At 74.4% G+C, this 21,601-nt stretch carries 14 protein-coding genes and 1 pseudogene; 2 read left to right on the plus strand and 13 right to left on the minus strand.

The window, feature by feature from the left end; genetic code table 11:
- Positions 1-18: 18 nt before the first annotated feature.
- Positions 19-171 (minus strand): annotated as a pseudogene (locus tag SCATT_RS40315) (hypothetical protein); the annotation flags it as partial.
- Positions 172-221: 50 nt separating this feature from the next.
- On the minus strand, positions 222-8,456 hold the full coding sequence (locus tag SCATT_RS12540; RefSeq protein WP_014143421.1) for a non-ribosomal peptide synthetase: 8,235 nt from the start codon (positions 8,454-8,456) through the stop codon (positions 222-224).
- Positions 8,457-8,745: 289 nt separating this feature from the next.
- Here SCATT_RS12540 and SCATT_RS12545 point away from each other — a divergent pair, with 289 nt between their 5' ends.
- Both SCATT_RS12545 and SCATT_RS12550 read left to right on the plus strand, forming a co-directional pair.
- Positions 8,746-10,086, plus strand: coding sequence for a sensor histidine kinase (locus SCATT_RS12545; RefSeq protein ID WP_202446658.1), 1,341 nt, complete (start codon positions 8,746-8,748; stop codon positions 10,084-10,086).
- Positions 10,083-10,745, plus strand: a complete 663-nt coding sequence (locus tag SCATT_RS12550) for a response regulator transcription factor (protein WP_014143423.1) — start codon at positions 10,083-10,085, stop codon at positions 10,743-10,745. Before SCATT_RS12545 ends, SCATT_RS12550 begins: the two co-directional genes overlap by 4 nt.
- A 22-nt stretch (positions 10,746-10,767) precedes the next feature.
- Here SCATT_RS12550 and SCATT_RS12555 read toward each other — a convergent pair whose 3' ends face one another.
- The 11 genes from SCATT_RS12555 to SCATT_RS12605 form a co-directional block, all read right to left on the minus strand.
- Entirely contained in the window at positions 10,768-11,577 is an 810-nt protein-coding gene (locus tag SCATT_RS12555; protein WP_014143424.1) for an ABC transporter permease, read from the minus strand.
- Positions 11,574-12,599, minus strand: a complete 1,026-nt coding sequence (locus SCATT_RS12560) for a daunorubicin resistance protein DrrA family ABC transporter ATP-binding protein (protein WP_014143425.1) — start codon at positions 12,597-12,599, stop codon at positions 11,574-11,576. The genes SCATT_RS12555 and SCATT_RS12560 overlap by 4 nt, the downstream gene beginning before the upstream one ends.
- Positions 12,600-12,620: 21 nt before the next feature.
- Positions 12,621-13,604, minus strand: a complete 984-nt coding sequence (locus tag SCATT_RS12565) for a clavaminate synthase family protein (RefSeq protein ID WP_014143426.1) — start codon at positions 13,602-13,604, stop codon at positions 12,621-12,623.
- Positions 13,601-13,816: an MbtH family protein gene (locus tag SCATT_RS12570; protein ID WP_014143427.1), complete on the minus strand. Its 216-nt coding sequence runs from the start codon at positions 13,814-13,816 to the stop codon at positions 13,601-13,603. The genes SCATT_RS12565 and SCATT_RS12570 overlap by 4 nt, the downstream gene beginning before the upstream one ends.
- Positions 13,817-13,835: 19 nt before the next feature.
- Complete coding sequence (gene sbnA, locus SCATT_RS12575; protein WP_014143428.1) at positions 13,836-14,804, minus strand: 2,3-diaminopropionate biosynthesis protein SbnA; 969 nt, start codon at positions 14,802-14,804, stop codon at positions 13,836-13,838.
- A 42-nt stretch (positions 14,805-14,846) separates the two neighbouring features.
- Positions 14,847-15,881: a 2,3-diaminopropionate biosynthesis protein SbnB gene (gene sbnB, locus SCATT_RS12580; protein ID WP_014143429.1), complete on the minus strand. Its 1,035-nt coding sequence runs from the start codon at positions 15,879-15,881 to the stop codon at positions 14,847-14,849.
- Positions 15,882-15,928: 47 nt separating this feature from the next.
- A complete protein-coding gene (locus tag SCATT_RS12585) occupies positions 15,929-16,912 on the minus strand; it encodes a TauD/TfdA family dioxygenase (RefSeq protein ID WP_014143430.1) in 984 nt (327 codons plus the stop codon).
- Complete coding sequence (locus SCATT_RS12590; protein ID WP_231905075.1) at positions 16,909-19,434, minus strand: amino acid adenylation domain-containing protein; 2,526 nt, start codon at positions 19,432-19,434, stop codon at positions 16,909-16,911. The genes SCATT_RS12585 and SCATT_RS12590 overlap by 4 nt, the downstream gene beginning before the upstream one ends.
- Before the next feature lie 139 nt (positions 19,435-19,573).
- Positions 19,574-19,861, minus strand: coding sequence for a DUF1330 domain-containing protein (locus SCATT_RS12595; RefSeq protein WP_014143432.1), 288 nt, complete (start codon positions 19,859-19,861; stop codon positions 19,574-19,576).
- A gap of 70 nt (positions 19,862-19,931) precedes the next feature.
- Complete coding sequence (locus SCATT_RS12600) at positions 19,932-20,933, minus strand: ornithine cyclodeaminase family protein (protein ID WP_014143433.1); 1,002 nt, start codon at positions 20,931-20,933, stop codon at positions 19,932-19,934.
- Positions 20,927-21,601 (minus strand): hypothetical protein, encoded by a 675-nt coding sequence (locus SCATT_RS12605; RefSeq protein WP_014143434.1) that lies wholly within the window; start codon positions 21,599-21,601, stop codon positions 20,927-20,929. Before SCATT_RS12605 ends, SCATT_RS12600 begins: the two co-directional genes overlap by 7 nt.

Here is a 21,601-nt window from a genome sequence, read left to right on the forward strand (position 1 = left end):
GGTGCGCAGCGCCTCGTGGCGCTCCACCACGTCCCCGACCGCCGCGACCAGCGCCCCGGTGTCCAGCGCGCCGGAGAACCGGATGTACAGCGGGCAGTTGTAGGTCGGGCTGGGCCCTTCGAGCTGGAAGGCGAACCACAGCCGCCGCTGCGCGAAGGACATCGGGAACATGGGTGGTCTCCTTGAGGGGACGCGGGCGGGAACGTGCGCGGGGTTTCTGGTCAGCCGCGGCGGCGCATGGAACGCAGCGAGGGACGCGCGCGGCGGGCACCGTCGAGCTGCTGGGCCAGCTCGGCGACGGTCGGGTTCTCGAAGATGGTGCGGACCGTGATCTCCGCGCCGAGCGCCGCCCGGACCCGGCTGATCAGCCGGGTGGCGAGCAGCGAGTGGCCGCCGAGCTTGAAGAAGTTGTCGTCGATGCCGACCCGCTCGACCTCCAGCAGCTCGGCGAAGATGGCGCAGAGCGTCTCCTCGCGGGCGTCGCGCGGCGCGCGTCCGGAGTCGGCGGCCACCGGCCGGCCGGGCTCGGGGAGCGCTTTGCGGTCCACCTTGCCGTTGGGGGTCAGCGGCCACTGGTCGAGGACGACGAGGGCGGAGGGCACCATGTAGCCGGGGAGCCGGGCGGAGCAGTGTTCCAGCAGCTCGTCGACGAGGCGGGCGGCCTCGGTGGCGCCGTCGGCGGGTTCGACGTAGCCGACGATCCGCTTGTCGCCGGAACGGTCCTCGCGCACCAGGGCCACCGAGCGGCGGGTGGCCGGGTGGGCGTCGAGGACGGCCTCGATCTCTCCGAGTTCGATGCGGAAGCCGCGCACCTTGACCTGGTCGTCGGTGCGGCCGATGAACTCCAGCTGGCTGTCGGGGCGCCAGCGCACCAGGTCGCCGGTGCGGTAGAGCCGGCCGCCCGGCCCGCCGAACGGGTCGGCGACGAAGCGCTCCGCGGTGAGCGCGGGGCGGCCGAGGTAGCCGCGGGCCAGGCCCGCGCCGGAGACGTACAGCTCGCCGGGGACGCCCACCGGCACCGGGCGCATCCCGGCGTCGAGCACGTAGGCCCGGCCGTGGTCGAGCGGGCCGCCGATGGGCGGGGTCCCCTCGCCGGTGAGCGGGCGGCCGACGGTGCTGACCACGGTGGCCTCGGTGGGCCCGTAGGAGTTGCTGACCCGGTGGCGCTTGGCCCAGCGGGCGGCCAGGTCGGCGCTGACGTTGTCGGAGCCGGTGACGATGGTGCGCAGGCAGGGCAGCTCGGCGTCCTCGGGGATGCTGGCCAGCGCGGCGGGCGGGATCACCGCGTGGGTGATCCGCTGCTCGGCCAGGGTGGCGGCGAGCGCCTCCCCGGCGAGCGGGTGGGTGTCGGGCACCACCAGGGCGGCACCGGTGGCCAGCGCCATGACGATCTCCAGCACCGAGGCGTCGAAGCTGGGCGAGACCAGCTGGAGCACCCGGGAGTCCGGCTCGATCTGGTAGGCGTCCGCCGCCGAGGCGGCCAGCGGGGCGAGTCCGCGGTGGGTGACCACGACGCCCTTGGGGCGGCCGGTGGAGCCGGAGGTGTAGATGACGTAGGCGGGGTGGCGGGCGTCCAGCGGGCCGCCGCGTTCGGCGTCGGTGACCGGGGTGTCGTCGAGCCCGGCCAGCTCGGCGGTGACCGCTTCGTCGTCCAGCACCACCCGGGCGCACTCCACCGGCGGCAGCTCGACGCCGTCGCGGGTGACCACGCACACCGGCGCGGCGTCGTCCAGCATGTAGGCGATGCGCTCGGCCGGGTACTCCGGGTCGACGGGCAGGTAGGCGCCGCCGGCCCGCTGCACCGCGAGCATGGCGGTGATCAGCTCGGCCGACTTGGGGAGCGCCAGGGCCACCAGGGACTCCCGGCGCACCCCGCGTGCCAGCAGCAGCCGGGCCAGGCGGGCGGAGCGGCGGGCCACCTCGGCGTAGCTCAGCGTCTCGCCGCGGTGCACCAGGGCGGGTGCGTCGGGGGCGGCGGCGGCCCGGCGGGCGAACAGCTCGGGCAGCGGCAGCTCGGCCAGGTCGGGCCGGATCGCGCCGGTGCCCGCGGCCAGCAGCCGGTCGCGTTCGCCGGCGGTAAGGACGTCGAAGGTGCCGACGCGGCGCTCCGGTTCGGCCACCGCGGTGCGCAGCACCCGCACCAGGCGGTCGGCGATGCGCTCGCCGGTCTCGTGGTCGAACAGGTCGGTGGCGTACTTCAGCGTCAGGCCGAGGCCGTCCGGGGCGAACTCGGCGTCGTGGCGCTCCTCCCAGAAGAAGATCAGGTCGAACTTGGCGATCTCGTTGGTGACCGTGGGGCTGGTCGCGGTGACCCCGGGGAAGTCCACCACGCCCTGGTCGTAGCTGTTGAGGCTCAGCGCCACCTGGACGAAGGGCGAGTGGGAGAGCGCCCGGTCGGGGTTGACCGCCTCGACGACCCGGTCGAAGGGGACGTCCTGGTGGGCGTAGGCGGCCAGGTCGGTGGTGCGGCAGCGGGCCAGCAGCTCGCGGAAGGTGGGGTCGCCGGACAGGTCGGTGCGGAGCACCAGGGTGTTGATGAAGAAGCCGATCAGGTCGTCCAGGGCCTCGTCGGTGCGGCCGGCGGCGCCGGTGCCCAGCGGGATGTCGGTGCCGGCGCCGAGCCGGGAGACGAGGGTGGCGATGGCGGCGTGCAGCACCATGAAGAGGGTGACGCCGGACTTCTGGGCCAGCGAGACCAGTTCGCGGTGGAGCGCGGGGTCCAGCTCCAGCTCGACGGTGCCGCCGTGGTGGCTGGCGACCGCCGGACGCGGCCGGTCCAGCGGCAGCTCCAACAGCTCGGGGGCGCCGGCCAGTTGTCCGGTCCAGAACTTCAACTGCCGGTTGATCAGGCTGTCCGGGTCGTCCTCGGTGCCCAGCAGGTCCCGCTGCCACAGCGCGTAGTCGGCGTACTGCACCGGCAGCGGCTGCCAGCGCGGCGGCGTGCCGGTGACGCGGGCGCGGTAGGCGGCGGACAGGTCGCGGGCGAGCGGCGCCATCGACCAGCCGTCGCTGGCGATGTGGTGCATCACCACGGCGAGCACGTGCTCGGTCTCCGACAGCGAGAACAAGGTGGCCTTCAGCGGCAGTTCGCCGACGAGGCCGAACGGGTGAAGCGCCGCCTCGGCCAGCGCCTCGGTCAGCCGCCGCTCGTCGGCGACGGGGACGAACGCCACCTCGGGGCGGAGTTCCCCGGGGGCGAGCACCTGCTGGTAGGGCTCGCCGGCGTCCTCGGGGTAGACGGTGCGCAGGATCTCGTGGCGGGCCACCAGGTCGGTGACGGCGGCGGACAGCGCGTCGGCGTCGACCCGGCCGGTCAGCCGCAGCCAGGTGGGGATGTTGTAGGTGACGCTGGAGCCCTGGAGCCGGTGGATGAACCACAGCCGGCGCTGCGCGTACGACAGCGGTACGCGCTCCGGGCGGGCCATGGGCAGCAGCGGCGGGCGGGCCGCCGTGACGCCCGCGCCGGCCAGGTCGCCGTCGGCGAGGCGGGCGGCGAGCCCGGCGACGGTCGGGGTCTCGAAGAGCGCCCGGATGGACAGTTCGGCGCCCAGGGTGCCGCGCAGCCGGGCGGTGAGCCGGGTGGCGAGCAGCGAGTGGCCGCCCAGGTCGAAGAAGTTGTCGTCCACGCCGACCCGGTTGACGCCCAGCACCTCGGCGAAGGCGCCGCACAGGATCTCCTCCAGGGAGTCGCGCGGGCCGCGCCCGGCGGTGCGGGCGGTGCCGTAGTCGGGGACGGGCAGCGCCTTGCGGTCGAGCTTGCGGTTGGGGGTGAGCGGCAGTTCGGGCAGGAGGACGAAGACCGCGGGGACCATGTAGTCGGGGAGCGCGGCGGCGGCGTGGCGGCGCAGCTCCTCCGGGTCGGGACTGGCGCCCGGGGCCGGTACGGCGTAGCCGACCAGCCGCTTGTCGCCCGGACGGTCCTCGCGGACCACCACGGCGACCTGGGCCAGCTCGGGGTGGGCCCCCATCACGCCCTCGATCTCGCCGAGTTCGATGCGGAAGCCGCGCAGCTTGACCTGGTCGTCGACGCGAGCGATGAACTCCAGCTGGCCGTCGGCACGCCGGCGGGCCAGGTCGCCGGAGCGGTACATGCGCTCGCCCGGGGCGCCGTAGGGGTCGGCGACGAAGCGGCCCGCGGTCAGTTCGGGGCGGCCCAGGTAGCCCCGGGTGACCAGGTCACCGGCGATGTACAGCTCGCCGGGGGTGCCGGCCGGGACCGGGCGCAGCCGGGCGTCGAGCACGTACATCCGGGTGTTCCAGATCGGCCGGCCGATGGTGACGACACCGGCGGGCACCGGGTCGCCGGGGGCGACGCGGAACTCCGAGCAGCCCACGGTGGTCTCGGTGGGGCCGTACTCGTTGATGACGGTGGCGCCGGGGTTGCGGGCCCGCCACTCGTCGAGGACGTCGCCCATGAGCGACTCGCCGCCCAGCACGAGCTGTTCGGACGGGGAGAACTCGCCGGGCAGGGAGATCAGCAGCGGCAGGTGGCTCGGGGTGGCCTTGACGAACGTCGGGCGTCGCTGCCCCTCGGTGACGCGGCTGGCCTCGGTCAGTTCGGTCAGCTCGACGCAGCCGCCGGCGGTGAGCGGGGCGAACAGGCCGGTGACGGTGAGGTCGAAGGCGACCGGGGAGTGCACCAGGGCGCGTCCGGCCACCGCCGGGTACGCCTCGCGCACCCAGGACAGGTAGCCGTCGAGGGAGCGGTGCTGGACGGTGACGCCCTTGGGGCGGCCGGTGGAGCCGGAGGTGAAGATGGTGAAGGCGGCGTTGTCCAGGCGCAGCGGGGCGAGCCGGTCGGCGTCGGTGAGCCGGTCGGCCGGGAGCGCGGCGAGGCTCGCGGTGGTGGCCGGGTCGTCCAGGCGCAGCACCGGGCGGTCGGCGGCCACGTGGTCGAGCACCCCGCCGGCGGTGACCACCAGCACCGGGTCCACGTCGGCGAGCATGAAGGCGAGCCGGTCGGCCGGGTAGCCGGGGTCGAGCGGCAGGTAGGCGCCGCCGGTCTTGGTGACCGCGAGCAGGGTGACCACCAGGTCCACCGAGCGCGGCAGGGCCACGGCGGCGTACCGCTCCGGGCCGAGGCCGCGGGAGACCAGCAGCCGGGCGAGCCGGTTGGCCCGCTCGTCCAGTTCGCGGTAGGTCAGCGAGGTGTCCTGGTGGACCACGGCGAGCGCGTCGGGGGTCCGCCGTACCCGTTCCTCGACCAGGTCGGGCAGCGGGCGCCCGCTGACCTGGTGGGATATGCCCTGCCAGGTGTGCAGCAGGTCCCGGCGCTCGTCGGCGGAGAGGATCTCCACCGCGGTGACCGGGGTGTCCGGCTCGGCGGCGACGGCGGCCAGCAGGCGCACCAGCCGGGCGGTCAGCGCGTCGGCGGTGGCCGGGTCGAACAGGTCGGCGGCGTACTCCAGCCAGCCCTCGATGCCGTCCGGGCGGCCGTCGCCCGCGGCGCGCTCCAGGATGTGGAAGGAGAGGTCGAAGCGGGCCGTGCCGCGCGCCACGTGCTCCTCGGTGACCGTCAGCCCGTCCGGGGTGAAGGCGTCGGCGGGGGTGTTCTGCGAGGTCAGGATGGTCTGGAAGAGCGGGGTGTGGGACAGGCTGCGGCCGGGGTTGACGGCTTCCACGACGCGCTCGAACGGCACGTCCTGGTGGGCGAAGGCGGCCAGGTCGGTGCCGCGGACCCGGGCCAGCAGCTCGCGGAACGTCGGGTCGCCGGAGACGTCGGTGCGCAGCACCACGGTGTTGACGAAGAAGCCGACCAGGTCCTCCAGGGCCTCGTCGGTGCGGCCGGCGACCGCGGCGCCGATGGGGATGTCGGTGCCGGCGCCGACCCGGGAGAGCAGCGCGGCGATGGCCGCCTGGACCACCATGAAGACGGTGGTGTCGGTCTGCCGGGCCAGCTCCACCAGACGGGCGTGGAGGGCGGGGTCGACGGCGTAGCGCACGGTGTCGCCGCGGTGCGAGGCGACCGCCGGACGCGGCCGGTCGGACGGCAGCTCCAGCAGCTCCGGCGACCCGGCCAACTGCCGCTTCCAGTAGTCGAGTTGGCGGGCCGCGAGCGACGCGGCGTCGTCCTCGGCGCCGAGCACGTCACGCTGCCACAGCGCGTAGTCGGCGTACCCGACGGGCAGCGGCTGCCACGCCGGGGCGGCCCCGGCGCGCCGGGCCTGGTAGGCCACCGACAGGTCGCGGGCGAGCGGCGCCAGCGACCAGCCGTCGCTGGCGATGTGGTGCACCAGCCACAGCAGTACGTGCTCGTCCTCGGCGACCCGCAGCAGCGACACCCGCAGCGGCACCTCGGCGGCCAGGTCGAAGCGGTACCCGGCGCGCTCGGTGAGCGCCGCGGCCAGCTCCGCCTCGGCGACCTCGGCCCTCTCCACCTCCGGAACGGACGCCGGGTCCAGCACCACCTGGTACGGCTCGCCGTCCGCCTCGGCGAACCGGGTGCGCAGCGCCTCGTGCCGGCCGACCACGTCGCCGACCGCGGCCACCAGCGCGTCGGCGTCCAGCGCGCCGGAAAGCCGCAGCGCCAGCGGGATGTTGTAGGTGGGGCTGGGCCCCTCCAGGCGGTAGGTGAACCACATCCGCGACTGCGCGTACGACAGCGGCACCCGCTCCGGGCGGGCCATCGGCACCAGCGCCGGACGGGCCTGCCCGGCCCCGGCCACCGCCGCGGCGAGGCCGGCCACCGTGGGCGTGGCGAAGACCGCGCCCACCGGCAGCTCCACGCCCAGCTCGCCACGGACCCGGCTCACCAGCCGCATGGCCAGCAGCGAGTGGCCGCCGAGCCGGAAGAAGTCGTCGTCCACCGAGACCGCGCCCACCCCGAGGACCTCGGCGACCAGGGCGCACAGCGTCTCCTCGGTCGCGGTGCGCGGCGCCCGGCCGTCCTCGGCGCCGGTGAACTCCGGGGCGGGCAGCGCGGCCCGGTCCACCTTGGCGTTGGGCGTCAGCGGGAACGCGTCGAGCACCACGAAGGCGGACGGCACCATGTAGTGCGGCAGTTCGGCGGCGACGTGGGCGCGGAGCGCGTCGGCGTCCGGGGCGGTGCCGTCGGCGGTCAGGTAGGCGACGACGCGCTGGTCGCCGGCGCGGTCCTCGCGGACCAGGACGACGGCGCGGGCCACGGCCGGGTGGCGGGCGAGGACGGCCTCGATCTCGCCGGGCTCCACCCGGAAGCCGCGCACCTTGACCTGGTGGTCGACCCGGCCGCGGAACTCCAGCAGCCCGTCCTCGCTCCACCGGGCCAGGTCGCCGGTGCGGTACATCCGGTCGCCGGGGGCGCCGAAGGGGTCGGCGACGAAGCGTTCGGCGGTCAGCTCCGGGCGCCCGGCGTACCCGCGGGCGAGACCGGCGCCGGCCACGTACAGCTCGCCGGTGACGCCGGGGGCCACCGGGCACAGCGCCTCGTCGAGGACGTAGCCGCGCATGTTGTCCATCACGCGGCCGAGCGGCAGCACGCCCTCGGGGGCCGGCTCGCCCGGCGCGAGGCGGAACTCGGCCATGTTGACGGTGACTTCGGTGGGGCCGTAGACGTTGATGACGGTCGCGCCGGGGTGGCGGCGGCGCCACTCGGTCAACGCCCGGTCGTGCAGCGCCTCGCCGCCGAGCATCAGGACCCCGGTCGGGGAGAAGGCGTCCGGCAGCAGTTCCAGCAGCGGCAGGTGGCTGGGGGTGGCCTTGAGGAAGGTGCAGGAGACCTCGCCGGCGTCGGCGTCCTCCTCCAGCCCGGCCAGCAGCACCCGGCCGCCGGAGACCAGCGGCGCCCACAGCTCGGAGACCGACATGTCGAAGGTGGACGGCGAGTGCCAGATCGAGGTGCCGCCCTCGCCCAGGCTGGGGTACTCGCGGCGGGCCCAGCTCAAGTAGTCGGCGAGCGCCCGGTGTTCGATCACCACGGCCTTGGGGCGGCCGGTGGAGCCGGAGGTGTAGGTGACGTAGGCGGGGTTGGCCGGACGCGGGGCGAAGGCGCGCTCGGCCGGGTCGAGCGGCTGCGCGGCCAGCCCGGCGAGGCGGGCGGCGAGGTCCGGGTCGTCGAGGACCACCCGGCGGGCGGCGAACGCCTCGTCCACGGCCAGGTCCGACATGACCAGCAGCGCGGCCGGGTCGGCGTCGGCGAGGATGTAGGCGATCCGCTCGGCCGGGTAGTCCAGGCCCACCGGCAGGTAGGCGGCGCCGGACTTGGTCACCGCCAGCAGCGCCACCACGTGGTCGACGGTGCGCGGCAGCGCGACGGCCACGCAGTCCTCGGCGCCGATGCCGCGGGCCAGCAGCAGCCGGGCCAGCCGGTTGGCCCGCTCGTCCAGCTCCCGGTAGGTCACCGGGACGTCCCGGTGGCTCACCGCGACCGCGTCGGGGGTGCGCCGCACCTGGGCCTCGAAGAGCTCAGGGAGCGTCAAGCCGGGGATCGAGCGAACCCGTCCCTGCCACTGAGCCAGGACTGTCTCCGGCCTGTTCATCTTTCCGACTCCTTGTGGATCCGATGCGTCACCAGGCGGCACGGCGCAAGCGGTGCGGTGGTCTTCCGCGGCAAGGCGCGGTCCGGGCCGACGGGCGGCCCCGTGGTCCGGCGCGGCGGGCTCGTCCTGCGAAGCTCGCCGGCCGGGCGGCCAATTCGCTTCCGGCAGGAAGGCGGAACACTACGCAAATGACGATAGGAAGCCGGTCTTTCACCGCGTTATTGAAGCCCTTTCGACAACGGCGCGCGGCCGCCGCGGGCCGAATGCCGCCGGGCGCCGCGCCGGTACGATGAGGCGTGTGAGCAGCGAGCGGTCACCGGGGTCCGAGCGGGAACGGCGAGGCCGGGACGGCGGCGGCGAACGGCGCCCGGCGGCGTTCTGGCGACCGGTCGCACAAGGGCTCTTCGACTTTTCCGGGTACAGCGTGCCGGAACTGGCGCGGCCGAAAAACCGGATACTGCGCCATCTCCCGTTGATCGCCGCGGTGTTGGCCGGACTTTCGCTGGTCGGCGGTGACACCGCGCTGATGGGCGCCCGGGTGGCGCTGCCGGTGGTGGTGTGCGCGCTGCCGGCGGTGGCCCAGTCGGCGGCGATCCCGCTGGCCCTGATCCGGCCGCCGGCCGCCTGGTGGCTGTCGCTGGCCGCGATGGCCTCGTACGCGGGGCTGAGCGCGGCGCTGCCCGGCCCGGAGCTGGCCGGCACCCCGTGGCCGTGGCCGGAGCCGGCGCTGCTGGCCCATCTGATCGTCACCTTCCTGACCGCGTGGCGGGTGCGCACCGCCGTCTTCATCGCGCAATGGGCCCTGAGCACCGCCGTCGGCGCCGTGGCGTGGGCGTTCTTCGCGCCGCCCGGCATCGTGCCGGACCTGCTGCCGTTCGCCGTGGTCTCCGCGTTCGGCCTGAGCGTGCTGGCCGGGCTGCGGGTACGCGACGAGGCCCGGCGCACCCTGCGCAAGCAGCAGCGCCTCACCGAGGTGGAACGCGCCCGGCGGGCGATGCTGGAGGAACGCACCCGCATCGCCCGGGAACTGCACGACGTGGTCGCCCACCACATGTCGGTGGTCGCCGTCCAGGCCGAGGCGGCGCCCTACCGGGTGGCCGAGCCGCCGAATGAGCTGGTGGAGAGCTTCGCCGGGATCAGGGAGAACGCGCTGGCCGCGCTCACCGAGATGCGGCACATCCTCGGCATGCTGCGCGACGACACCCCGGACCCGGACGCCCGCTACGCCCCGCAGCCCAGCCTGGACAACCTCGACGAGCTGCTGGACAACGTCCGCACCGCGGGGCTGACGGTCTCCGCCGCCGTCTCGGGCACCCCCCGTACGCTGCCGAAACGGGTCGAGCTGTCGGCGTTCCGGATCGTCCAGGAGGCGCTGAGCAACGCGCTGCGCCACTCCCCCGGCTCCCGGGTCGAGGTGGAGGTCGGCTACCGCCCGGACGCGGTGGAGCTGCGCGTCGCCAACAGCCCGGCCACCGCGCGGGTGCGGCGGCAGCCCGGGTCGGGCCACGGGGTGCTGGGGATGCGCGAGCGCGCCACCACGCTCGGCGGCACCCTGCGCGCCGGCCGCCGGGACGACGGGTGGTACGAAGTGGTGGCCTGTCTTCCGTACGCAGAGAGCGAGCGAGCGTGACGATCCGGGTACTGATCGCGGACGACCAGACGATGATCCGCGAGTCGTTCGCGATCCTGCTGAACGCCCAGCCGGACATCGAGGTGGTCGGGGAGGCCGGGGACGGCGAGGAGGCGGTGCGCGCGGTCGCGGAGCTGGGCCCCGACGTGGTGCTGATGGACATCCGGATGCCCCGACTCGACGGCCTGGAGGCCACCCGCCGGATCACCGGCGACGGCGACGCGGCGGCCAAGGTGCTGGTGCTCACCACCTTCGACCTGGACGAGTACGTCTACGAGGCGCTGCGCGCGGGCGCCAGCGGCTTCCTGCTGAAGACCTCCTCGGCGCACCAGCTCGCCGACGCGGTGCGCACCGTGCACGAGGGCGGGGCGCTGCTCGCCCCCACCGTCACCCGGCGGCTCATCCAGGAGTTCTCCCGGCTGGGCGGCAAGCCCGCGCCCCGCCGGGAACGCGTGGGCGACCTGACCGAACGCGAGACGCAGGTGCTCTGTCTGATCGCCCAGGGGCTGTCCAACCTGGAGATCGCCGGTGAACTGGTGATCTCCGAGCAGACGGTGAAGACCCACGTCAGCCGGATCCTGATCAAGCTGGGGCTGCGGGACCGGACCCAGGCCGCGGTCTTCGCCTACGAGACCGGGCTGGTCGTGGTCGGCGAGTGACCCGCCCGGCAGCGCCCCGGGGTCAGCTCCGCGTGCGGTACTTCCACACCGCCAGCGGCGCGAAGACCGCCATCAGGCCCACGCTCCACGCCACGGCCACCAGTGCCTCGTGCCCCACCGGGCCGCCGATCAGCAGATGGCGGGCGGTGTCGACGACCGCGGTCATCGGGTTGTTGGCGACGAACAGCCGCAGCCACCCCGGCATGGTGCCCGGGTCGACGAAGATCGAGCTGCCGAACTGCAACGGCACCATGGCCAGCGTGCCGATGGACTGCACGGTCTCCATGCCGCGCGCGGCCAGCCCGATGAAGGCGTGCAGCCAGCACAGCGCGACGCCGTAGAGCAGCACCACGCCGAGCGCGCCGAGCGCTTGCAGCGGCCCGGTGTGGATGCGGAACCCGATGGCCAGCGCGAAGGCGAGGACCACCAGTTGCCCGGCGAGCAGGCGTACCGCGTCGGCCAGGATGCGGCCGGTGAGCACCGCCGAGCGGGCCACCGGCATGGCCCGGTAGCGGTCCATCACCCCGGTGGCGAAGTCGGCGTTGAGGCCGATGCCGGAGGTGCGGGAGGTGGTGGTGATGGTCAGCGCCATGATGCCGGGCATCAGGTACTGCCGGTACTGGGCGCTGTCGCCGGCGATGGCGCCGCCGAAGGCGTAGATGAAGACCAGCGAGAGCACCACCGGCATCAAGGTGGCGTCGATGATCTGGCCGGGGCTGGCGACCGCCTTGCGCAGGTTGCGGCGGGCCAGCACCAGGGTGTGGCGGACGGCGCCGGCCGCCCCCGGGTGCGCCGGGCGGACCGCCGCGGGGATCGTCGTCACCGTGCTCACACCGCACTCCTCGCTGCCGGTCGTACCAGGTCGTCGGCCGGTCCGGCCGGGGTCTCCGGCTCCTCCGGCCCCCGGCCCCGCGAGGAGCCGGTGAGCATCAAGAACACCTCGTCGAGGCTGGGCAGGCTGGTCTCCACCGAGGCCAGCGGGACGCCGGCCGCGCCCAGCGTGCGGATCAGCGCGGTGAGCGCCTCGCCGCCGCCGGACAGCGGCAGGCGCAGGCTCTGCGGGGCGCCGCCGTCGCCCTCCACCACGGTGACCCGGTGGCCGGCCGAGGCCAGCGCGGCCTGGAGCGCGGGCAGGGCGCCGGGGTGCTCGGGGCGGACCCGCAGCGTCTGGCCGCCGAAGCGTTCCCGCAGCTCCGCGGTGCGGCCGGTGGCGATCACCTGGCCGCGGTCGATGACCACCAGGGAGTCGGCGAGCGCCTCGGCCTCCTCCATGTACTGGGTGGTCAGCAGCACCGTGGTGCCGGCGTCGGCGAGCCTGCGCACCTCGGCCCAGAGCGCGTTGCGGCTGTGCGGGTCGAGGCCGGTGGTGGGCTCGTCCAGCACGAGCACCCGCGGCTCGCCCACCAGGCTGGCGGCGAGGTCGAGGCGGCGGCGCATCCCTCCGGAGTAGCCGCCGCAGGGGCGCCCGCCGGCCTCCGTGAGCCCGAACCGCTCCAGCAGCTCGTCGGCGCGGGAACGGGCCGCGCGCCGCGAGAAGTTGAACAGCCGGGCGATGACGTACAGGTTCTCCCGCCCCGGCATGTCCTCGTCCACCGAGGCGTACTGGCCGGTGAGGCCGATCAGCGGGCGTACCCGGGCGGCCTGGCGCACCACGTCGTGGCCGTGCACCAGGACCCGCCCGGCGTCCGGCTCGACCAGGGTGGAGACCACGCGTACCAAGGTGGTCTTGCCGGCGCCGTTGGGCCCGAGCAGGCCGAGCACCTTCCCGGCCGGGACCTGAAGGCTCAGGCCGCGGATCGCCCGGGTGCTGCCGAAGCTCTTCTCCAGGCGGTCGATCTCGATGGCCGGGGTCATGCGGTCACTCCAGGGGTCGGATCAGTCGAGGACGTAGCCGTCGTCCGCCCGCAGGACGCGGCTGCGGCGCAGGTCGGTGAGGACGAAGGTGCGCTGGAGCCAGCGGTCCTTGCCGTCGTAGCGGGGGCGGAAGGCGGTGCGGCCGTGGGTGGTGACCCGGTTGTCGACGATGGCCAGGTCGCCGGGGGCGAGCACGGCGGTGCGGGCGATCTCCTCGAAGACCTCGGAGAGTTCGCCGAGCGCCGCCCGCGCCCGGTCGGTGAGCGGCCTGGTGGCCGACAGGTCCACCCGCAGGTCCGGGTCGTCCGGGTCGCCGGAGATCACCGGGTGCGGGGTGGGGTCGCCGCCGGCGTCGCCGAACGAGGGCGGCGGCGCGGTGACGAACTCGGCGGCGGCAAGCGCCCGCCGGGTCTCCTCGGACAGCAGCGGCAGCGCGTCCCGGATGCCCGCGGTGCGCAGTCCGGCGATGCCGTCGTGGTCGGCGCGCAGGCACAGCAGCATCACGAAGTCGGGCCGGTGCGGGTGGAACGCGTTCTCGTTGTGCCAGGTCAGCAGCACCGAGCCGGCGTTGCCCTGGAAGGTCTCCTGGCCCGGTACCGGCACCACGTCCTGCACCAGGGCGCCGGACTTCTCGGGGCGGAAGGCGGCCGGGTCGCCGAGACCGCAGGCGATCATGGTGAGGACGGCGGCCGGCACCGAGGCGGTGCGCTGCACCGAGCCGCGGGCGTTCGGGGTGGGCGGCAGCGTCTCCTCGTCCACCGGCAGGCCGCGCACCAGCAGCACCCCGCCGGTGCCGGAGTCGCGCCGGAAGTCGTGGAGCGCGCGGCGCAGCGCGACCGGCAGCGCGGACCAGCCGGCCCGGGCGGCGGCCACCCAGGAGGGGTCGTCCACCGGGCCGCCGGGCGCCGCGCACAGCGCGCGGGCGACGTCCTCGGTGGCCCCGGCGTCCGTGGCGGACAGCGTGAAGACGCCGGCCGGCGCGGCGGTGTCGAGTACGGCCGTCATGCGGCACCGTCCATGGCGGCGGCCAGGCTCTTGGGGCGCATGTCGGTCCAGTTGGCGGCGATGAAGTCGAGTACCTCGGCGCGGCCGGCCTCGGGGTGGGCGACGGTCCAGCCGGCCGGCACCTCGATGGTCACCGGCCACAGCGAGTACTGGCCCTCGTCGTTGACGAGCGCCAGGTACCGGCCGTCGGCGTCCTCGAACGGGTTGGTCATCGGTTGTGCCTTTCTCTGCTCAGGTCAGGGATGCCGTGGCGAGCGCGTCGGCGCCGTAGACGCCCTGCACCCACGTGGCGTGGTAGACGGTGTCGAGATAGCGCTCGCCCAGGTCGGGGGCGATGGCCACGGCGGTCGTCTCCGGGGTGCCGTGTTCGGCGAGCCACGCGGTGGCGCCGCTGACGACCGTTCCGGTGGAGCCGCCGAACAGGAAGCCGCGGGCGGCCAGCCGGTGGCACATGCGCACGGTGTCGGTCTCCGGGACGAGCAGCACGTCGTCGACGAAGCTCTCGTCGAGCAGTTGCGGGCGCACCCCGGTGCCCAGGCCCGGGATCATCCGGGGGGCCGGCGGGTGGCCGAAGGTGACCGAGCCGACGCTGTCCACGGCCACGATGCGCACGGTGGGCCGGTGTTCCTTGAACCAGCGGGCGCAGCCCATCAGGGTGCCGGTGGTGCCGGCGCCCACGAAGAGCACGTCCAGGGCGGGGAAGGAGCGGTCCACGGCGCGGGCCGTCCAGCGGTAGTGGGCGCGCCAGTTGCCGGGGTTGGCGTACTGGTTGAGCCACACGTACCGCTTGTCCTCCTCGCACAGCCGGCGCACGTGGGCCAGCCGGGCGCCGAGGAAACCGCCGTCGGCGGCGGGCTCGGTCACCGTGTAGACGGTGGCGCCCAGCGCCTCCATCAGCCGCTTGGAGGCGAGGTTGCAGCGCGAGTCGGTGACGCAGACGAAGCGGTAGCCCTTGCTCGCCGCGATGACGCTGAGGGCCACCCCGAGGTTTCCGGACGAGGACTCCACCAGAACCGAGTCCGGGCCGAGCAGCCCGTCGCGTTCGGCGGCCTCCACCATCTCCACCGCGGCCTTGAGCTTGACCGAGCCGGTGAAGTTGAACCCCTCGCACTTGAGGTGGAGCGGGCTGCCGATCACCGCGTTCAGGTCGACGTACAGGTCTTCCGCGTTGAATTCCTGGGGAGCCGAGATGATCGGCACGAAACCTCCCGCCCTTGGGGACGTTGGCGAATGCGTCAGTGGTCAGCCGTAGCGGCGCAGGTCGTGGAAGAAGTCGTCGACGACGGCGAGTTCCCCTTCGGCGCGCACGGTGTCGTAGATGTGCCGGCCGAGGGCGAGGTCGAGGACGCCGAGGCCGAACGGGGAGAAGATCAGCGGGCGGTCGGTGGGCGGGGTGAGCCGCGCGGTGAGCACGTCGTGCAGGGTGCCGTGCACGAAGTCGCGGTTGCCGGTGAGCTGTTCGGCCAGGTGGAGCGAGGTGTTGGCCTTCAGGCAGTGGTCGACGTCGTCCACCACGTTGGTGGCGGCGAGCACCACCTCGGGGGCGAGGTCGCGCAGCGAGACGTGGAGCACCAGCGGGTTGTGGTCGAACCAGGCGGGGTCGGTGACGTGCGGGGTGCCGGCCACGGTGGCGAAGACGACCAGGTCGCTGGAGCGGATCAGGTCCTCGGCGTGTTCGTGGACGGTGACCGGGCCCGGCTCGCCAGCGCCGCGCAGGTACTCGGTGAAGCCGGTGGCGTGCTCGGCCGACAGGTCGTGGACGCCGACCTGGTCGAACGACCAGCCGGTGCCGGCCAGGTAGGTGTGGATGTAGCGGGCGATCAGGCCGGTGCCGAAGAAGCCGATCCGGGTCGGGCGCGGCCGGCCCTCGCTGAGCTTGGCGGCGGCCAGCGCGGCGGAGGCGGCGGTGCGGGCCGCGCTGATGATGGAGGACTCCAGGCAGGCCAGCGGGTAGCCGGTGTCGTGGTCGTTGAGGATGAGCACGGCGGACGCCCGCGGGATGCCGGCCTCGACGTTCTCCGGGAAGCTGGAGATCCACTTGAGCCCGTCGGTGCGGATCTCGCCGCCGACCGAGGCGGGCAGCGCGATGATCCGGGCGGTGGGCCGGTCGGGGAAGCGCAGGAAGTACGAGGGCGGGTTGACCGTTTCCCCGTCACCGTGCAGCCGGTAGGCGGTCTCGATCAGGTCGACGACCTCCTTGTGGCGGCCGTCGAGGATCCGGTGCACCTGGGCGCCGGGGATCACCGCGAACGCGGGCGGCTGGTGCTGCTGGGGCATGGCGGGGCTCCGTGGGACGGGTAGGGGTAACGGGTGCGCGGACCGGGTCAGAGCGCGGGGCGCGGCGGGGTGCCGGGCGGCACGTGGCCGTCGAGGCGGACCCGGTCGCCGAAGAGCGCCACCACCTCGCGCTCGCCCTGGTACGCCTCGCGGCTGTGGGCGGTGCGCAGGTTGTCCAGGACCAGCAGGTCGCCGGCGCGCCAGGGTTCGCGCACGGTGTGCGCGGTGTAGACCTCGTTGATCACGCCGATCGCCTGCTCGTCGATGGGTTCGCCGTCGCCGTGGTAGGTGCTGAACGGCAGCGATCCGGGGCCGTACAGGGAGAGCAGGTATTCGCGGACGACCGGGTCGAGGGTGCGTTCGTTGAGGAAGGCGGCCTGGTTGAACCACAGGCGGGCGCCGGTCCTGGGGTGGCGTACCACGGCCGCGCGGAGCTGGCGGGTGTGCAGGGCGCCGTCCGGCAGCCACTCGTGGGTGATGGCCTGGGCGTCGCAGTAGGCGGAGACCGCCGCGCGGTCCTCGGTGCCGAACGCCTCGGTCAGGGTGACGCCGACGTCCCGGTAGCTGCGGGCCAGCAGCCAGCCGTGGGTCTCGAAGCGTTCGACCAGCTCGGCCGGGAGCGCCGCGAGGACGGCCGCCGCGTCGCTGATGGCGGTGGCGCCGCCGCTCGCCGGTGCCGTCAGGCAGCCGAACATGGCGATGCCGGGCACCTCGGCGGCGTAGGAGCGCTCGTGGTGCATGCACATCGGCTCGTCGGCCGGCCAGTGCGAGGCGGAGTGAACGCCGTCGCCGAGGTCGTCGCGGGAGGTGAACCCCTCGCGCTCGGGCATCGGGGTGACCCCGAGGTCGCGGGCGGCGCGGGCCAGGTCGGCGGGGGAGGCGAGGCCGAGGCCGCGCACCAGGACGGCGCCGGCGGAGTCGAGGAGTTCCCGGATCCGGGCGGCCGGCAGCGTGCCGCCGTCCACCTGGAGCACCGGCAGCCGCGGGTCCCCGGTGGCGGCCGGGACGGGCTCGTGGTGGGTGAGGGTCATACCGCTGCCTCCGTCAGTGCCTTGCGGTCGAGCAGTGCCGCGAGGTCCGCCAGGTCGGCGGTGCCGCGCAGTTCCGCGGGGGTGGCCCGGCCGTCCAGCCGTACCGCCAGCCGCAGCAGGGTCAGTGAGGTGCCGCCCAGGTCGCCGAAGCGGGCGGCGCGGCCGATGCGGTCCACCGGCACCTTGAGCACCTCGGACCACAGGGCGGCCAGGTGGCGTTCGGTCGCCGTGGCGGGGGCGTCGGCGGCCCGTTCGCCGTCTGCGGCCTCGGAGGCCAGCCGGGTCAGCGCCTTGCGGTCGGTCTTGCCGTTGGCGGTCAGCGGCAGCGCCGGCAGGTGGTGGAAGCGGCTGGGCACCATGTACGAGGGGAGGGCGGCGGACAGTTCGGCGCGGAGGGTCTCCTCGGGGACCTCGGCCGGGCCGCAGTAGAACCCCTCGAGCTGCTTGCCGTCGTCGTCGCCGGTGACCACCACCGCGCTGTCGCGTACCCCGGCCACCCGCAGCAGCCGGTTCTCCACCTCGCCGATCTCGATCCGGAAGCCGTGGATCTTAACCTGGGCGTCCCGGCGGCCCAGGTACTCCAGGCGGCCGTCGGGCAGCCAGCGGCCGAAGTCGCCGGAGCGGTAGAGGCGTTCACCGGGCAGGTAGGGGTCGGCGAGGAAGGCGGCGTCGGTGCGCTCGGGGTCGTTGACGTAGCCGCGGCCGACGCAGACGCCGGACATCACGATCTCGCCGGGAGAGCCGAGCGGCACCATCCGCAGCCGTTCGTCGACCACGTAGACGCGCACGTTGGACACCGGGCGGCCGAGCGGCACCGAGGGCTGTTCCGGGACGGCGCGCATCACCTCGTGGTTGGTGTCGTCACAGGTCTCGGTGAGCCCGTAGGCGTTGGCCAGCGCGCCGTCGGGGAAGGCGGCGAACCACCGCTCGACCAGTTCCTTCTTGAGCGCCTCGCCGGTCGCCGAGACGCAGCGCAGGTGCGGCAACTCGCGCCGGGTGCGCTCCAGTTCGGCCAGGACGACGTCGAGGTAGGAGGGGACCACCTGGGCCACCTCGACCCGTTCGGCGGCGAGCAGGGCGATGAAGCGGGCCGCGTCGAGGACGGCCTCCTGCTCCACGATCACCGTGCGCCCGCCGGTCACCAGCGCGGCGACCAGCTGCCACAGCGAGATGTCGAAGCACTGCGGGGCGGTCTGCGCCACCACCGTGCCCTCGGTGATCCCCAGGTCGTCGATCTTGGCGAAGAGGTGGTTGAGGAACCCCGCGTGCTCGCACATGGCGCCCTTGGGGCGGCCGGTGGAGCCGGAGGTGAAGTAGATGTAGGCGCCCTGCCCGGGGGCGACGGGGAGGCCCGGGTCGGTCACCGGGGCGTCGGCGGCGAGGAGTTCGTCGAGGTGTTCCGGGCGCACCCCGGGCAGCCCGGCCAGCGCGTCGTCCAGCGCCGGGCAGGCGCCGCGGGTGGTCAGCACCCGGCGGCACCCGCTGCGGCCGAGCATGTCGGCGACGCGGTCGGCCGGGAAGTGCGGCTCGACCGGCAGGTAGACCCCGCCCGCCTTGAAGACGGCGACGACCGCGGCGAGCCAGTCGAGGTCGCGTTCGGTGACCACGGCGACGACGTCCTCGTCACGCAGTCCGCCGGAGCGAAGCTGGTGGGCGATGCGGTTGGCCCGCTCGTTGAGCTGACGGTACGTCAGAGTGGCGCCGCGGTGGACGGCAGCGACCTCGTCGGGGCGCAGCCGTGTCTGCTCCTCGAAGAGCTGGTGGAACCGGGCCTTTGGCAGCGGGCGTTGGCGTCCGGCCAGGCCGTGCAGCTGGTAGGCGGTCTCCTCGGCGGAGACCGGGGACCAGTCGTGGTGGTCGGCGTGCGGGGTGGCGGCCAGCGCCTGGAGGGCGTTCAGCAGGTAGCCGGCGATGCGGCCGGTCTGCCCGGCGTCGAGCGCGTCGGGGCGGTGGCACAGCACCAGTTCGGTGCGCCCGTCGGCGACGGCGGTGCCCAGCGCGAGGACGACGTCCCCGGCCAGGTCACGGGCGTCCGGTTCGCCGTCGGCGACGAGCACGGTGTCGTACGGGGTGGCGCGGCCGGCGGCCCGGCAGACCTCGTCCAGCTCGTCCAGGCCGGCCGCGGACGCCTCGGCCAGCCGGGTCGCGGTGGCCTCCAGCAGCGCCCGCCAGGTGCCGTCGGCGGCCACCACCGGGCAGGGCACCGGACAGCCGCCGTCGCGCCGGTCGGCGTGGGCGGTGACCACGGCGGGGTCGCCGGTGAGCACCGCGAGCACCTTGACCCAGGCGGCCAGCAGCAACACCGGCTGCGGCAGGTCGAGTTCGGCGCCGAGCCGCAGCAGGCCGTCGACGACCGGCCGCGGCACCTCGGCCCGGTACCGGGCCGTCTCCCGCGCGCCCGGGTCCGGCCGTCCGACGGCACCGGCGGTCACCGGCTCGGCCGCCGACCACCTCGGCAGCGGGCCCAGTCCACCTCCGGCGAGCGCACGCTGCCAGAACTCCCGGCCGGTTGCCCGTTCCACCACGACGACCATTGCCTTCCATGTGACGGGCGCCCGGAACACGCCGGACGCCTGCGTTCTGCCACGCCATTTCGGATGACGTACCGAACGCTAGGGCGGTGCCTTATCAGCGGCCTATCACTTGATTAGCGGGCGGTGTTCAGGGGTTCTCCACGATCACCAGCTCGGTTTCCACCGAGGCGCGCAGCGGGAGGATTTCCCGGTAACCGGGGGATTCCAGCCAGTCCCGGGCGTGCTTTCCGGTGGGGAACTCCAGCACGGAAAGGTGGACCGGGTGCCAGCCGCCCTCCCGTACGTCGACCTTTCCGCCGCGGATCACGAAACGGCCCTCGAACGGGTCCATCGTGGCCTGCGCGCGCCGGCGGTACTCGGCGAGATCCGGGTTCTCGGAGAGCGTGGTGATGTTGGCGATGACATAGGCGGGCATGGCGAAAACTCCAGGGATTTACCGCACCGGCCGGACGGCGGCCGGTGCGTACGCGGATCGGGGCGGACGGTCAGCCGGGGAACGGCACGTCGGTGCCGAGGCCGCGCTCGGTGGCGCCGCGCAGCGCGGCGAAGCCGGCGGCCACGTCCTGCACCGCCAGGCCGAGCGACTTGTACAAGGTGATCTCCCGCTCGTCCCGGCGCCCCTCGGCCCGGCCCAGCAGCACCTCGCCGAGTTCGCCGCGGATCCGGCCGGCGTCGATGAGCCCTTCGGCCAGCGGGGCCCGCAGGTCGCCGGCCTCGTTGGCGGCCGACTCCTTGCTGTCGACGTAGATCGCGCACCGGGCCACCGCCGCCGAGGTCAGCTCCCGCGCGTCGGCCACCGAGGCGCCGACCGCGTTGACGTGGGCACCCGGGGCCAGGTCGGCCGCCTCCACCAGCGGCTCGTGCGAGGCGGTCGTGGTGCACACCAGGTCGGCCCCGGCCAGCGCCGCCGACACGGTGGCCGCGGCCTCCACCTCGACACCGGGCAGCAGTTGCCGCGCCCAGACCGCGAACGCCTCGGCGTTGGCCGCGGTACGGCTCCACACCCGTACCCGGCGCACCGGGCGGACCTCGGCCATCGCCTCCAGGTGCGCGCGGGCCTGCGCGCCGGAGCCCAGGATCGCCAGGTCGCCGGCGTCGGGGCGGGCGAGCGCGTCGGTGGCGACGGCGGAGACGGCGGCGGTGCGCACCGCGGTGAGCACGGCGGCGTCCAGCAGCGCGGCCGGCACCCCGGTCTCCGGGTCCAGCAGCAGCACCGCGCCGACCGTGGCGGGCAGCCCGCGGGCCGGGTTGCCGGGGTTGAACAGCACCGCCTTGACGCCGAAGCCGTACGCCGGGTCGCCGTCCTCGGCGGCCATGTGGGCCGGCATCACCCCCAGCATCGAGGGGTCGGTGGCCGGCCGCAGCACCGACCGCAGCGGCTGGGTGACCAGGCCCGCGCTGTACCGGCGCATCGCGCCCGCCAGGACGGGCACGGCCTCGCTCATCGGGAGCGCCTTGGTGACGGCCTCCCGGTCCAGGATCAGCATGTCCCTGCTTCCTCGTGCTCGGGGTGACGGACCACGGCGTCGTCGGCGGGGACGAAGACCGACCAGACCATCACGATGGTGCGGGTGCGGGAGATGAACTCCAGGCCGTGCCGGCCGGCGGCCGGCGCGGTGGTCAGCGCCAGGTCGGCCCGCAGCTCGCGGGCGGCCATCGCGGCGGCGCTGGTGGAGGGCACCAGATCGACCTGGCGCGGCCGGTAGGGGGCGGGCAGCAACTGGGCGACGAGCGGCACCGGCGCCGGGTGGCTGGCCACCGTCGGCTCGGCCGGCACCTGGCTGCCGGGCAGCTTGGCGATCCCGTACTCGGGGGTCTCCATGATGAAGGCAGCCGCCAGCGAGATCCGGGTGTCCATGTAGAACTCGTTGACCGCCGAGTAGGCGTTGGCGACCACGACATGGCTCACCTGGCCGGTGCGCAGCGCCTCACCGGCCGCCTCGTAGCTGTCGTAGAGGGTGATCAGCGGTTCGCGGTGCGGGCCGCCTTCCGGCAGCCGCGCCCACAGGTACCGGGCGGCCTCCTCGCTGCTGGTCCCCTTCGGCCCGAGCGTGCCGATCCGCCGGGCCGGATGGCGGGTGAGGAGGTCCCGGGTGAGCCAGTCGGGGCCGGCCTGGGTGGTGACGGCGGGGTACTCGGAGGTGGTGGTCGGCAT

Source organism: Streptantibioticus cattleyicolor NRRL 8057 = DSM 46488 (assembly GCF_000240165.1).
GTDB classification, from domain to species: domain Bacteria; phylum Actinomycetota; class Actinomycetes; order Streptomycetales; family Streptomycetaceae; genus Streptantibioticus; species Streptantibioticus cattleyicolor.

Bases quoted from the DNA above. Each gene is read 5' to 3' on its own strand.
- SCATT_RS12540 (WP_014143421.1), bottom strand. From the start codon at position 8,456: ATGAACAGGCCGGAGACAGTCCTGGCTCAGTGGCAGGGACGGGTTCGC.
- SCATT_RS12545 (WP_202446658.1), top strand. From the start codon at position 8,746: ATGAGGCGTGTGAGCAGCGAGCGGTCACCGGGGTCCGAGCGGGAACGG.
- SCATT_RS12560 (WP_014143425.1), bottom strand. From the start codon at position 12,599: ATGACCCCGGCCATCGAGATCGACCGCCTGGAGAAGAGCTTCGGCAGC.
- SCATT_RS12565 (WP_014143426.1), bottom strand. From the start codon at position 13,604: ATGACGGCCGTACTCGACACCGCCGCGCCGGCCGGCGTCTTCACGCTG.
- SCATT_RS12570 (WP_014143427.1), bottom strand. From the start codon at position 13,816: ATGACCAACCCGTTCGAGGACGCCGACGGCCGGTACCTGGCGCTCGTC.
- sbnB (WP_014143429.1), bottom strand. From the start codon at position 15,881: ATGCCCCAGCAGCACCAGCCGCCCGCGTTCGCGGTGATCCCCGGCGCC.
- SCATT_RS12585 (WP_014143430.1), bottom strand. From the start codon at position 16,912: ATGACCCTCACCCACCACGAGCCCGTCCCGGCCGCCACCGGGGACCCG.
- SCATT_RS12595 (WP_014143432.1), bottom strand. From the start codon at position 19,861: ATGCCCGCCTATGTCATCGCCAACATCACCACGCTCTCCGAGAACCCG.
- SCATT_RS12600 (WP_014143433.1), bottom strand. From the start codon at position 20,933: ATGCTGATCCTGGACCGGGAGGCCGTCACCAAGGCGCTCCCGATGAGC.
- SCATT_RS12605 (WP_014143434.1), bottom strand. From the start codon at position 21,601: ATGCCGACCACCACCTCCGAGTACCCCGCCGTCACCACCCAGGCCGGC.